The following is a 13,209-nucleotide window of genomic DNA, read 5'->3' as shown; positions in this document are numbered from 1 at the left end:
GGCCTTTCTTATGTGCCGACTCCTGGCACAGGATTTCTGCGCTATAGCCGCTTTCCACGAGCTCGCGGAACCTGGCTTCCGTAACCACATTTGGTGCTTCGATGTCCCAGTTCATGGCCCGGCTCACGCTTTCTCCAATGGCGCGACCCCAGGCATTCCCACTTGAAGCCCAGAGTTACGATAGTATACTATCAACCGCAAGATGTAATATCGTGCTTTAGCTGTAGTTTGGTCACGCAAACACTAGTCACGGCCAGTGTCTGCGATCAAGGAGATAACAGGTTTGAGAAACCCACGGTTGACGTGCCTGCTCCCATTGCAAGCTATGGTCCTTCTGATCTGCGTTCCCGGGCCGGTCTTGGCGGAATCCTGCCTCGCCCCGGCCCGTCCTTTCCTGCCAAGCGATTCGCAGGCAGCGCGGGACTATGCGGACATCATCCGTGGCGATTTCGAAGACTACATCCAGGATATCCAGAGCTACTTCCGTTGCCTCGACAGCGAACGCGCCCGCGCCTTCGAGGAAGCGCGCGAAGTCAGCGAGGACTATGGCCGGTTCCTGCAATTGGTAGGGGATTGATGGGCAACCTCGGGAGCATCAGACTTGCAGCCCATGGAAACCAGACGCCGATAACACCCTCATATATCTACTTTTTAGATAACAGATTTCATCCGCTAGCGACGTCACAAAAGGTATGTGACGCGTGGCAAAGACAATCAGAAGCACGGGACAGGTGGCACTCTGCCAAGCATTGGTCGACGCCCGCATCAAGGCGGGCCTCGGTCAGGAGGACTTGGCGGTCAAGCTCAAGTGCCATCAATCCCTCATTGCCCGCCTTGAAAGCGGTCAGCGCCGGGTCGACGTCGTCGAACTGGTCGTTCTGGCGCGCGCCATCGGCTTTGACCCGTTCGATGTTTTGGCGATCGTCGAAGCCGCCACGGAGCCCGACCACAGGATTTAAGCGATTTCATCAATCGAGAACACGGGAGGTGACTTCACCCGGGGTAAATTCGTTACCGCGAGGACGAACAGTAACCGATTTTAACGAGGCCCGGCATACGGTTGCAGCAAACGCTTTGGATCTGAGCTGCTATCCGCAACGCCAAATTGCAGGAAGTCAGTAAACAGTGAACGAAAATGAGGTCGAAGGCGTCGCGATCGCCAATTTGATTGCAGCCGATGAAGAAACCATTGTCGGCTGGGTATATCGCTGGAACACAGGTTCTCTGGCAATCCGGTGGGACATCCATGGCCCGCAGCGTGTCTCAAAGATTTTCCCGGATATCTGCGATGCGGATAAAGCTGAAATCGACTTCGCGTCTCTCACGCAGCTGAATTGTCGCGACGACTGACATGGAAGAATATGGCCTTTATGGCCCTCGAATGTACGCTTGTGCCTGCATTCGAGGTTTGATTTCGTACAAGGCTCTGCGCGACGTCGCGGCGCCTCAACAGTCAGTAATTGACCTGCTCGGCGCCGTAATTCCCGCTATAGTCACGCCACTCAACGAAGACGGATCTGTGATAAATACTCGGGCAGTGCTCGCCCCACCGCTCGAGACCGGCATGCGCAGCAGGAAGCGCTGCGGGTGACGACGCCCTCCAAGAAAAATCGCCCTGGATCCCGTAGGTGCCGAGGACAACGACGGCGCTGCGGTTGCAGTCGCTATCTCGCCCGGATTCATGCTGGCGGGCATAACGAACGTCAAAGACGCGGATGGAGCGCACGAAATTGAATTCCGGCCCGCTGATATCGATGTCGGCGCGGTCTTCTACGAGCTGGAGGGCGTAATCAGCCCGCACCAGGTTCCCCCAGACAGCGTCGGAGCCTTTCAGCCCGAGCATTCCGCCTGCCTCGGCTGCCTGATCAAAGAGCGGGGCTGAAGAGTTTGATGGGGTTCCTGAATCACCATATAGGGCATCGAAGATCCGGTCCGTGGGGCGCGACCTGGCAGGCCCATCGTAAGACGCACCCATGGGGCAGCGCCAAATCTGTAGCGGCGGCTCCACCGGCCAAGGTGTGATGCGCCGGATGAACTCGGCCCGCGCGCGGGCGCATGGCGTCGAGGCCGGCCACCCACCAGACAAACACAGCAGGATGGCGCAATCGATCTGATAGGTTTGGGCGCGGGCTTGCGTCGGAACTGTTGGGCCAGTCAAGGCGAGAGCTAAAAAGGCCACCAGAGGGAGGTTTTTGAATTCGAAACGCATGGCAAGAACCCTTGACAATCTTCACCCAGCATACATACGAAAATATACTATTGCAACATTGGTGATGCGTATTGTGCTTACGGTGGTCAGCAAGATCGCGAACTGACAACGTCGCCCAGCAAACCTTAGGAAAAGCCATGCGTTCCAGCGAATAGTATTGATCGCATTGATTGCGATGATTACACTCCTCTCAGGAGGATATCATGGCAAGCATTACCATCCGAAACCTTGACGATGACGTGAAGCGCCGCCTTCGCATCCGCGCAGCCGAGCATGGCCGTTCGATGGAGGAAGAGGCGCGTGAGATCTTGCGCCATGTCGTCGGCGAAGCGAAGCTCTCCCACGATCTTGCCGCGGCCATCCGTGCGCGGGTCGCGCCTCTCGGTGGCGTTGATCTCGACCTTCCGCAGCGTGAAGCCATGCGTGAACCGCCCGCGTTCGACCAGGCCTGACGCATGATCATCCTCGACACGAATGTCATCTCGGAGCTATTGCGCCCGGCCCCGGAGCCCAAGGTCGAACACTGGCTGTCGGCACAGGACGGGCTCAACGTCTATCTGACCTCGATATCGGAGGCAGAGCTGCGCTACGGCCTCGCGATCATGGGGAACGGCAAGCGCCGCGCCGCGCTTGTAGACGCCGTCGACCGCATCCTGCGGGAAGATCTCGCCGGTCGCATCCTGCCCTTCGACAGCACCGCCGCGCAGTCCTATGCCACCATCGCCGCCGTACGACGTGCCGCCGGGCGACCGATCGCCCAGGCCGATTGCCAGATCGCCTCCATTGCCCACGCCTGCGGCGCCACCGTCGCCACGCGCAATACGCCTGACTTCGAGGGTTGCGAGATCGACCTCATCAACCCCTGGACAGCCGCATGAACGCCGTTGAGATTGAACAAGCCGTTTCCGAACTCGCCGAGCAGCCCTTTGACGCGGCCGAATTCCCTTATGCCTTCCTCTTGGCCTTCGGCAACAAGGACACGACCATCAAGCGGCTGCGCACCGGCGCGTCGAACAAGTCCGACCTTGGCGGCGTCCTGCAGACCAACAATATCCACCTTGCCACCTGCGCGCCTGGCGACATCGCGGCGACCCTGACCGCCCTTCGCAACAGCCCCGCCACGACCCGCGCCAAGGCGAAGTTCATCCTCGCCACCGACGGCATCGACCTCGAGGCAGAGGACATCACCACCGGCGAAACCATCGCCTGCCGCTACACTGATTTCCCCGACCATTTCGGCTTTTTCCTGCCGCTCGCCGGTATCTCCACCGTCAAGCAGATCCGCGAAAGCGCCTTTGACATCCGCGCCACCAGCCGCCTCAACCGGCTCTATGTCGAGCTGATCAAGGACAACCCCGACTGGGGCAGCGCCGAGAAGCGCCATGACATGAACCACTTCATGGCGCGGCTGATCTTCTGCTTCTTTGCCGAAGACACCGACATTTTCGTCAGCGACAACCTGTTCACCGCCACCATCGACCAGATGGCGAACCGCGATGGGTCCAACACGCACGAAGTCATTGGCGAAATCTTCCGCGCGATGAACACCCCCATCGCCAAACGGGCCGAGGCCAGGCTGCCCCGCTGGGCCGATGCCTTTCCCTATGTCAACGGCGGGCTCTTCTCGGGCAGCACCGATGTGCCGCGCTTTTCCAAGATCGCGCAGCGCTACCTCTCCCATATCGGCAGCCTCGACTGGACGCAGATCAACCCCGACATTTTCGGGTCGATGATCCAGGCCGTCGCGGATGAGGAGGAACGCTCGGTCCTCGGGATGCACTACACCTCCGTGCCGAATATCCTGAAGGTGCTGAACCCGCTCTTCCTCGATGACCTGCGGGCAGAGCTGGAGGCGGCGGGCGACAATGCGCGCAAGCTGGCCAATCTGCGCGCCCGCATGGCCAAGATCCGCGTCTTCGATCCCGCCTGCGGGTCGGGCAACTTCCTTGTAATCGCCTACAAGGAAATGCGCGCGCTGGAATATGAGATCAACAAACGCCGGGGCGAGCCGCTGCGCCGCACCGACATTCCCCTGACCAACTATCGCGGGATCGAGCTGCGCGACTTCTCGGCCGAGATCGCGCGGCTGGCGCTGATCATCGCGGAATACCAATGCGACGTGACCTATCGCGGCCAGAAAGAGGCGCTGGCCGAATTCCTGCCGCTGGATGCGCAGAACTGGATCACCTGCGGCAACGCCCTGCGGCTGGACTGGCTGTCGGTCTGCCCGCCCACGGGGACGGGGGTGAAGTTTCAGGCCGACGACCTTTTCATGTCGCCGCTGGATCAGGCGCAGATCGACTTCGCGAATGAGGGGGGCGAAACGTATGTTTGTGGAAACCCCCCTTATGTCGGCGACAAATATCAGACCAAGGAACAAAAGGATGATCTGAACGCGCTGCTACCAGGAAACAAAAAAGTTCGCGCCATCGACTACATTACAGGTTGGTTCTGGAAAGCATCGGATTTCATCAAGTATGGCGGGTGTTTCGCGTTTGTTTCCACAAACTCGATTTGCCAAGGGGTCCAAGTTCCATTGATCTGGCCATGGATTTTTCAGAACGGACAAGAAATCTTCTTCGGACATCAAAACTTTCTGTGGGGCAATAATGCGAGCAAGAACGCTCAGGTCACCTGTGTGATCGTCGGGGTCGCCGCTGTTGGTGAACGGTCCAAAGCTATTTTTGGAGCCGACTTTATGAAGTCGGTTGAATCTATAAACGCCTACCTCACCGAAGGGGCCAATATTATTGTTGAACGTGCCTCTGAACCAATTGCAGAGATAGCGACAATGTTCGGCGGCAATATACCGCGGGATCAGGGAAACCTGTTACTGTCGCCTGACGAGGCGAACGATCTCTTGGAAGCCTTCCCTCAGGCATCTCCTCTCGTGAGGCCAATTGTTGGGTCGAGCGAGTTCATCAATGGGCAGCAAAGATATTGTCTTTGGATTGAAGATCACCAAGCAGAACTCGCATTCTCCATACCTCCGATTGCGGAGCGTTTGGAGCGCATTCGAATCTATCGACAGGGTGGGAGTGAGCGCGGTAAAGCGGGTTTGCTGACGCCGTACAAGTTCGAGCGAACAATCATCGGAGAAGTAAATTCAATCGTCATTCCAAGCGTCTCCTCTGAACGTCGAGAATACCTGCCGTGTGGCTTGATGCCCAGCGACGTGCGCGTATCCAATCTCGCTCTCGCATTATACGATGCCCCGCTCTGGAACATGGCGCTGATCGCCTCGCGCCTGCATCTGGTCTGGATCGCCACGGTGTGCGGTAAGCTTGAAACTCGATATCGCTATTCCAACACCATGGGCTGGAACACCTTCCCCGTCCCGAAACTGACGGAAAAGAACCGCGCCGACCTGACAGCGGCGGCGGAAGGCATCCTTCTGGCCCGCGAGGCGCATTTCCCCGCCACCATCGCCGACCTCTACGACCCCGAAAAAATGCCCGCCAACCTCCGCGCCGCGCATGACCACAACGACGAGGTGCTGGAACGCATCTACATCGGCCGCCGCTTCCGCAACGACACCGAACGGCTGGAAAAGCTGTTTGAGATGTACACGAAGATGACGACGAAGGTGCCCGCATGAAGCTTCAGCGCGTCGCCTATGCCGATCTCAACTCACGGCAGAAAGAGAACTACAACTTCCAGAAGGTTGCCGGGCGACTGGCCGATTACGGCTTCAACAGTATCCGCCTGACCGACGACTGGCAGGGCGCGGATTTCATCGCCGTGCATATCGACGGCGAAACCTTCCTGAAGGTTCAGCTAAAGGGGCGGCTTGTCATCGACCGGAAATACGCGGGCAAGGGCATTCACATCGCCTTTCTTCATGGCCACGATCTCTATCTCTATGATCACGATGCCTTGGTCGATTTCATGGAAGCGAACGACAAGATCGGCGCGGACAGCGTCACCTGGCATCAGAAGGGCTTTCGCAGTTGGCCAAGCCCACCTGCTTGGGCCATGAGCTATTTGAACGAGTACAGGATTTCGCAATGACCAAAGGTGTCCCCTCCGTCTCCGTCAAATACGCTGCCAATGGCAGCTCGACCAAGTCGAACGAGTTGGGCATGCGCGCGATGCAAGAACGCGCCTACGAAAACCGCTGCCCGATCGTGATCGGTCAGAAAGTGAACACACGATGACCCTTGACCCTGTCATGAGCGCGGAACGCACCCGCAGACTGGTGGACGATCTGCGCGCCAAACCCGCTGAAACTACCTGGATCGAGTTCAAGGAAAACAACGCTGACGGACCGTTGATCGGCAAGCTGATCTCGGCCTTGTCCAATGCTGCACGGCTTGCCGATCAGCACTTCGCCTATGTGGTCTGGGGGGTGCGAGACGGTGATCATGCGGCTGTCGGCACGGTTTTTGAGCCGACAGTGAAGAAGGAGAAGGGGCAGCCGCTCGAACTGTGGATTGCGAACCACCTGTCGCCAAGCATCGAGTTTCGGTTCGAAGAAGTTGATCACCATGGGGGGCGCCTGATCCTGCTGACCATCCCCGCCGCCGCAACCGCCCCGGTAGAATTTGACCGCACAGCCTATTTGCGCATCGGCAGCGCCACGCCGCGCCTGTCCGACCATCCGGAACGCCTGCGTGCCCTCTGGGCCAAGTTGCAGCCCTACGCTTGGGAGACAGGGGTCGCGGCGCAGTTCCTAACCGGCGACGACGTTCTTGAGCGGCTGAATTACGCCAACTACTTCGATCTTACGGGCCAGCCCTTGCCGGATAACAGGCAGGGGATCTTCGACAGGCTATTGGCGGATCGCCTGATCCAGAAAGATGTAAGCGATCGTTGGAACATCACCAATCTGGGTGCAATCCTGTATGCCAAGAAACTTGCCGATTTCGGCCCCTCTGTAGAGCGTAAAGGCGTCCGTTTCGTGGCCTATGCCGGCACCGGACGTGCAGATGACGTGAGTCACCGCCAGGATGGCCAGCGCGGCTATGCAGCGGGATTTCAGGGGCTGGTGGATTACATCGACGGCCTTCTGCCTCGCAACGAACTGATCGGAAAAGCATTCCGCGAGGAGCGACCACTTTACCCGTCGATCGCGATCCGCGAATTGATCGCCAACGCATTGATCCACCAAGATATGACAATCACCGGTGCAGGACCACTCATCGAGTTGTTCAGTGATCGAATGGAGATCACGAACCCGGGCGCCCCCTTGGTTAGCCCTGACCGGTTTTTGGACTCGCCGCCGCGTTCCCGAAATGAAGCCCTTGCGTCTTTGATGCGGCGAATGAAACTTTGCGAAGAACAAGGCACCGGCATCGACAAGGTGATCTCGGCGGTTGAGCTACACCAGTTGCCACCACCGGATTTCCGCATGGAGGGAGACGCCGTGCGCGTGGTTCTGTTTGCACCACGCCGATTTGCGGACATGACACCGGAAGAAGCCGTGCGAGCGTGTTACCAACATGCCGCGCTCAAATACGTAGGCGGTCAAAAGATGACGAACGCGACACTTCGGGAGCGGCTTGGCATCGACGACCAGAACGCTGCGCAGGCATCGCGGGTTATTCGGGCAACGCTGGATGCTGATCTGATCCGTCCTGCGGATGCTGAACGCCCTCGGGCCGGATATGTCCCCTCATGGGCGTGACAGGGACAACATTTGATCGGGTTTTGATTGTGCGTATGTGGGCTAGAGGGCGTAAATTGGAAAATACATATAAATCATACTGTTACGATAGTCAGGGTGCGGTATCGTTACTTGATCGGGTTTTGATTGCCTGCCCCAAAGCGATTGATTCCGCGCCCCTCAGAAGGAAAACATCATGACACTGCAGGTTCCTTCCGTCTCTGTCAATTACGCGGCCAATGGAAGCTCGACCAAATCGAACGAGCTTGGCATGCGCGAAATGCAAGAGGGTGCCTATGAAAAGCGGGGCGAGCAATACCTGCTGATCAAGTCGCCCCCGGCCTCGGGCAAGAGCCGCGCGCTGATGTTCATCGCGCTCGACAAGCTGCACAATCAGGGCCTGCGCCAGGCCATCGTCGTGGTGCCGGAAAAGTCCATCGGGTCCAGCTTCAACGACGAGCCGCTGAGCAAGTACGGCTTCTGGGCAGACTGGACCGTGCAACCGGGATGGAACCTATGCAACGCTCCCGGCGGGGATGACGGCAAGGTCGGCGCTGTCGGCAAGTTTCTGGCGAGCGACGACAAGATTCTGGTCTGCACCCACGCGACCTTTCGGTTCGCCGTGGACAAGTTCGGGATTGAAGCGTTTGATGATCGGCTCATCGCGGTAGACGAGTTTCACCACGTCTCTGCCAACCCTGATAACAAGCTGGGCACGCATCTGGGCGCACTGGTCGCGCGCGACAAGGTGCATCTGGTTGCGATGACCGGGTCCTATTTCCGCGGCGATGCCGAAGCCGTTCTGTCGCCCGAAGATGAGGCAAAGTTCGATACCTTCACCTATACCTACTATCAGCAGTTGAATGGTTACAAATACCTCAAGACGCTCGACATCGGGTATTTCTTCTATTCCGGGTCCTATGCGGACGACATCCTCAAGGTTTTGGATCCGACCGAGAAGACAATCCTTCACATCCCGAACGTGAACTCGCGCGAAAGCACCAAGGACAAGCATCGCGAGGTCGAGCATATCATTGACGCCCTGGGCGATTGGCAGGGAGCGGATCCCATCACAGGCTTTCAGCTGGTCAAGACGCCCGACGAGCGAGTCTTACGCATCGCCGATCTGGTGGACGACGAGCCATCCAAGCGTGACAAGGTTTCCGCCGCGCTGAAAGACTCCACGCAGAAGAACAACCGCGATCATGTCGACATCATCATCGCCCTGGGTATGGCGAAAGAAGGGTTCGATTGGATCTGGTGCGAACACGCCCTGACGGTGGGTTATCGCGCCAGCCTGACGGAGATCGTGCAGATCATCGGCCGCGCCACCCGCGATGCCGAGGGCAAGACCCGAGCGCGGTTCACCAACCTTATCGCGGAGCCCGACGCCGCGGCCGAAGCCGTGACCGAGGCAGTCAACGATACACTGAAGGCGATCGCTGCAAGCCTGCTGATGGAGCAGGTGCTGGCCCCACGTTTCAACTTTACACCCAAGACCGTGAAAAGTGGCCCTGTCGAAGGGTTCGATTACGGCGAGGGCGGCTATGACCCCAACAAGGAGAACGTTGGCTTCAGCGAGGCCAGCGGGCAGTTCCAGATCGAAATCAAAGGCCTGGTCGAACCCAAGAGCAAGGAAGCCAAGCGCATCTGCCAAGAGGACCTCAATGAGGTGATCACAGCTTTCGTTCAGGATAAGACTACGATCGAACGGGGTCTCTTCGACGAAGAGCTGGTGCCGGAGGAACTGACGCAGGTCCGCATGGGCAAGATTGTCGGTGCCAGGTTCCCAGAGCTAGATGCAGAGGATCAGGAAGCGGTGCGCCAACACGCAGTTGCTGCGCTGAACCTGACCCAAAAGGCGAAAGAGATCGCGCTGTCGAACCGCGATGACACAGAAACAACCGGCAATACCGCCTTGATCGACGGGGTGCGCAAATTCGCAATGGACGTGCGCGAACTCGACATCGACCTGATTGATCGCATCAACCCGTTCGGCGAAGCCTACTCGATTCTGGCAAAGACTATGAGCGAGGAAAGCCTTCGGCAGGTCCAGGCCGTCATCTCGGCGAAAAAAGTGCAGCTGTCACCGGATGAGGCGCGCGATCTTGCGAAGCGAGCCGTCAAGTTCAAGCAAGAGCGAGGCCGCCTGCCGTCGATTACTTCACCGGACCCCTGGGAAAAGAAAATGGCCGAAGGTGTGGCTTATCTCGCGCGCATGAAGCAGGAGGCTGCCAATGGCTAAGAGTTTCACCGACGAAGATGATGCCCTCCTTGCTGAGCTTGGCGTCGAGGTCGAGGTCAAGAAGCAGCTCAGCCGCACACCACGCGAAGAACGCATCATCGCAGGTTTTGAGGAAATCTTGCGATTTGCAGATGAGCATGGCCGGCCTCCCCAGCACGGGGAGGATCGTGATATCTTTGAACGCCTCTACGCCGTGCGTCTTGATCGGATCCGCGACTTGCAGGAATGCCGCGACCTCCTTGCCCCACTTGACGAGCAGGGTCTCCTAGCAAACACCCCTACGCCCTCAGCATCAGACTCCGATGACCTCGATGACGATGCCCTCCTCGCCGAACTGGGCGTGGAAGTTGCTAAATCATCCCTCACGGAATTGAAGCATGTCCGGTCAACAGCCGAGAAAAAGGCCGCAGATGAAGTCGCAAACCGCGAGAAATGCGAGGATTTCGCGACGTTCAAACCCTTGTTCGAGCAGGTCCAAAAAGAACTGGATAGCGGCTTGCGCGAAACTCGCCCGTTCGAGATGAAAGCCGAGATCGAGAAGGGACGCTTCTTCATTGTCAGCGGTCAAAAGGCCTATGTCGCCGACAAGGGCGAGACCATCACCAACGAGCAAGGTCGCACGGATGCGCGTCTGCGAGTGATTTTCGACAACGGCACCGAGAGCAACATGCTGATGCGCTCGCTCCAGCGCGCGTTGAACAAGGACGAGGCCGGACGCCGGATCACTGACCCATCGGCAGGCCCGCTTTTTTCGGACCAGACAATCGATGGGGATGAAGCGAGCGGGATCATCTATGTGCTTCGCAGCAAATCCGATCATCCACTCGTCACAGAAAACCGGGAACTGGTGCACAAGATCGGCGTCACCAATATGAGCGTCGAAAAGCGGATCGCCGGCGCACATTTGCAGCCGACGTTTCTGATGGCGAACGTCGAGGTGGTTGCGACATACGAACTCTACAACATCAATCGGTCCAAGCTGGAGAATTTGATCCATCGGATTTTCGAACCCGCACGGCTCGAAATAGAGATCATGGATCGCTTTGGACGGCCTGTGGTCCCGCGAGAGTGGTTCCTCGTACCCCTCTTCGTCATCAACGATGCCGTCGACAAGATCAGGGACGGCACGATCACGAGTTATCGCTATGATCCCCGCGATGCCGAACTCAAACGGATTTCGGGGTAGGAAAGGCGATGGATCGGGACCGTCACACTCTTCGAGGGAAATGGTCAGAGCCGGGCGTCCCGAAGAAAGGCTGGACCTGTGTAGCGGTTGAAGACTTGGAAGAGCCGACAAACCACCTTGATATTGAAGGTCGCGATGCGCTGGTCGAGGCGTTGACGAAATATACCGGCGCGATCATCCTTGTCAGCCACGACATGCATTTGCTGGGTCTGGTCGCGGACCGGCTCTGGCTTGTTCAAGGCGGCTCGGTGACGCCACACGAGGAAGATCTGGACGCCTACCGCGATCAGATGCTGCACGCCTCCAACGCGCCAGTGGAAAGACCCAAAGCCGCAACACCCACGCGCTTTTCACGGGGCGAGATCACGGCGCTGCGTGTCGAGGTCCGCAAATGCGAAAGCCGCCTCGCCAAGCTGAACGAGATGCGCGATCAACTGGCGGTGAAATTGTCGGACCCTGCGCTCTATGATGCTGAAAATGGGGACACAAGCCGAAACCTGGCAAAAGAAATATGCCGAGGTTATGGACGGTATCGCGCGGGCTGAAGGCCTTTGGACCGACGCGGTAGAAGAACTGGAACAGGCGCTAGCACAGACGCGATAGTCACATGTATCGTTTCTTCAGGCTTTCGAGGAAAACACCAGCGGTTCGACTTTAATGCAAGCACCCGTCCCCAACATGGGGCCGGGACATGTCAGTCCAAATCTTTTGGTCGGATTGTAACGGTTACAGCATCATCGGCGCTGGTCAACCGTGCGACCAACGTCACACCACCGGAGCCGTTTGCTGCAATGTTCCAGCGCCAGCCAATCGCCCGACGCGCTGGCGCGGCCGTTGAACAGATTCATGGCGGGGCTGCCGAAGTTCTGCGCCACGTAAAGGCTGGCCGCTTCAAATCATCGAATGCAAGTCGCTAACCGTTGGCCGCCAGCAGACCTGCCAACTGATCACGCGCTGCTTCGATCATGACAGACACATTAATCTGTCTCTGTGTCCCATCACCGATCCGAGACAGGCGCGTATCAGTGAGCGGCGGCACCGGAAGACCTTCGATAACGACTTCATAGTGAAGATGCGGTCCGGTGGATGTGCCTGTCGATCCGACATGACCAATTTCATGACCGGCAGGGATCCGTTGGTCAACTTCCAGCGTTTCGTTCACCGCGCTCAAATGCGCGTAGACGGTCTGAATGCCTTGAGCGTGCTCGATCTCGATCATCAGCCCATAGCCGCTTCGACGTCCGATGAACGAAACGCTGCCAGATTGTGTAGCATGGACCGTCGCCCCTTCTTCGGCGGCGAAATCCACGCCCTGATGCATCCGCACATTGCCGTGGACCGGATGCTGGCGCAGTCCAAACGCCGAGCTGAGTCGCGCGCCTTTAATTGGTTGAACGAAGGTGAGTAGAGGGCCGCCATCCTTGAAAACATGGGTCTGTCTGGACGCGTCGCCTGGCCAAACGACCTCATATTTCTCTTCGCCCAAATCGAGTTCGACGAAGTCGATGATGGGTTCACCTATGACGCGATCATCCAAACGATTTTCGCGCCAGACCACGCGCAGATGCTCGCCCCCGACGAGTTCGCGCTGCAAATCCAGCGTACCGGCGAAAATCAGCTCCAGATCGGTGGCGAACCGGGTCGGAATATCAGCCTTGTCCAAGGCGGCGTATATGGAACTTTCGATCTTTGTTTCGGCAGCTTGACGTATGGTCTCGAGTTCAGGTGGCAGCACACTGACGGACGGCGCTTCTCCAAAAACCGCCTGAATACTGACCCCGTTGTCGATTTCCAGCGTTGCCAGGCGTGGCAATCCAGCTTTACGGAGTTCGAGATCAAGCCGATGGCCCGGTTTCAACTGTCTGAGTTCGAATTCGGACCCGATCGCATCGGACACGACAGCTGTCACTGTACCCTATTTAATCAGATTCTGCGGATTCGGCGCATTTTGGGGCGTTTTTTGT

The 13,209-nt window shown here is 57.9% G+C and carries 13 protein-coding genes and 1 pseudogene; 12 read left to right on the top strand and 2 right to left on the bottom strand.

Annotation, left to right across the window (positions count from 1 at the left end; translation table 11 throughout):
* Positions 1 to 325: 325 nt before the first annotated feature.
* The 3 genes from P775_RS22665 (at position 326) to P775_RS22655 (ending at position 1,350) form a co-directional block, all read left to right on the top strand.
* The gene (locus P775_RS22665; protein WP_099913115.1) at positions 326 to 577 is read left to right on the top strand and encodes a hypothetical protein; all 252 of its coding nucleotides are present in this window, start codon (positions 326 to 328) and stop codon (positions 575 to 577) included.
* A gap of 124 nt (positions 578 to 701) precedes the next feature.
* The gene (locus P775_RS22660; protein WP_099913114.1) at positions 702 to 959 is read left to right on the top strand and encodes a helix-turn-helix domain-containing protein; all 258 of its coding nucleotides are present in this window, start codon (positions 702 to 704) and stop codon (positions 957 to 959) included.
* Positions 960 to 1,125: 166 nt separating this feature from the next.
* Entirely contained in the window at positions 1,126 to 1,350 is a 225-nt protein-coding gene (locus P775_RS22655) for a hypothetical protein (RefSeq protein ID WP_099913113.1), read from the top strand.
* Between the two features lie 103 nt (positions 1,351 to 1,453).
* Here the strand turns inward: P775_RS22655 and P775_RS29170 are convergent, their stop codons facing one another.
* Positions 1,454 to 2,209, bottom strand: coding sequence for a hypothetical protein (locus P775_RS29170; RefSeq protein ID WP_245875820.1), 756 nt, complete (start codon positions 2,207 to 2,209; stop codon positions 1,454 to 1,456).
* 203 nt (positions 2,210 to 2,412) lie between these two features.
* On the opposite strand from P775_RS29170, the gene P775_RS22645 reads away from it, so the two are divergent.
* The 9 genes and pseudogenes from P775_RS22645 to P775_RS22610 all read left to right on the top strand — a co-directional run.
* Positions 2,413 to 2,661 carry a FitA-like ribbon-helix-helix domain-containing protein gene (locus P775_RS22645; protein ID WP_099913112.1) on the top strand — a complete coding sequence of 83 codons (249 nt, stop codon included), beginning with the start codon at positions 2,413 to 2,415 and terminating at the stop codon, positions 2,659 to 2,661.
* A 3-nt stretch (positions 2,662 to 2,664) separates the two neighbouring features.
* Complete coding sequence (locus tag P775_RS22640) at positions 2,665 to 3,087, top strand: type II toxin-antitoxin system VapC family toxin (protein ID WP_099913111.1); 423 nt, start codon at positions 2,665 to 2,667, stop codon at positions 3,085 to 3,087.
* Positions 3,084 to 5,807 carry a class I SAM-dependent DNA methyltransferase gene (locus P775_RS22635; RefSeq protein WP_099913110.1) on the top strand — a complete coding sequence of 908 codons (2,724 nt, stop codon included), beginning with the start codon at positions 3,084 to 3,086 and terminating at the stop codon, positions 5,805 to 5,807. The genes P775_RS22640 and P775_RS22635 overlap by 4 nt, the downstream gene beginning before the upstream one ends.
* Complete coding sequence (locus tag P775_RS22630; RefSeq protein WP_099913109.1) at positions 5,804 to 6,220, top strand: hypothetical protein; 417 nt, start codon at positions 5,804 to 5,806, stop codon at positions 6,218 to 6,220. Before P775_RS22635 ends, P775_RS22630 begins: the two co-directional genes overlap by 4 nt.
* Positions 6,217 to 6,366 carry a hypothetical protein gene (locus tag P775_RS28260; protein WP_180287545.1) on the top strand — a complete coding sequence of 50 codons (150 nt, stop codon included), beginning with the start codon at positions 6,217 to 6,219 and terminating at the stop codon, positions 6,364 to 6,366. The genes P775_RS22630 and P775_RS28260 overlap by 4 nt, the downstream gene beginning before the upstream one ends.
* A 14-nt stretch (positions 6,367 to 6,380) precedes the next feature.
* Entirely contained in the window at positions 6,381 to 7,835 is a 1,455-nt protein-coding gene (locus P775_RS22625) for an ATP-binding protein (RefSeq protein ID WP_245875819.1), read from the top strand.
* Between the two features lie 175 nt (positions 7,836 to 8,010).
* The gene (locus tag P775_RS22620) at positions 8,011 to 10,059 is read left to right on the top strand and encodes a pseudomurein-binding repeat-containing protein (protein WP_099913107.1); all 2,049 of its coding nucleotides are present in this window, start codon (positions 8,011 to 8,013) and stop codon (positions 10,057 to 10,059) included.
* The gene (locus P775_RS22615) at positions 10,052 to 11,245 is read left to right on the top strand and encodes a GIY-YIG nuclease family protein (RefSeq protein ID WP_099913106.1); all 1,194 of its coding nucleotides are present in this window, start codon (positions 10,052 to 10,054) and stop codon (positions 11,243 to 11,245) included. The genes P775_RS22620 and P775_RS22615 overlap by 8 nt, the downstream gene beginning before the upstream one ends.
* 95 nt (positions 11,246 to 11,340) lie before the next feature.
* Positions 11,341 to 11,848 (top strand): annotated as a pseudogene (locus P775_RS22610) (ABC transporter ATP-binding protein); the annotation flags it as partial.
* A 310-nt stretch (positions 11,849 to 12,158) separates the two neighbouring features.
* Here P775_RS22610 and P775_RS22605 read toward each other — a convergent pair.
* Positions 12,159 to 13,142, bottom strand: coding sequence for a M23 family metallopeptidase (locus P775_RS22605; protein ID WP_245875818.1), 984 nt, complete (start codon positions 13,140 to 13,142; stop codon positions 12,159 to 12,161).
* Positions 13,143 to 13,209 lie beyond the last annotated feature (67 nt).

Origin of the sequence: Puniceibacterium antarcticum (genome assembly GCF_002760615.1) — a bacterium.
Classification (GTDB): Bacteria; Pseudomonadota; Alphaproteobacteria; order Rhodobacterales; family Rhodobacteraceae; genus Puniceibacterium; species Puniceibacterium antarcticum.
The sequence above is the reverse complement of the archived record's forward strand: the minus strand, read 5'-3'. Positions and strand labels throughout refer to the sequence as shown.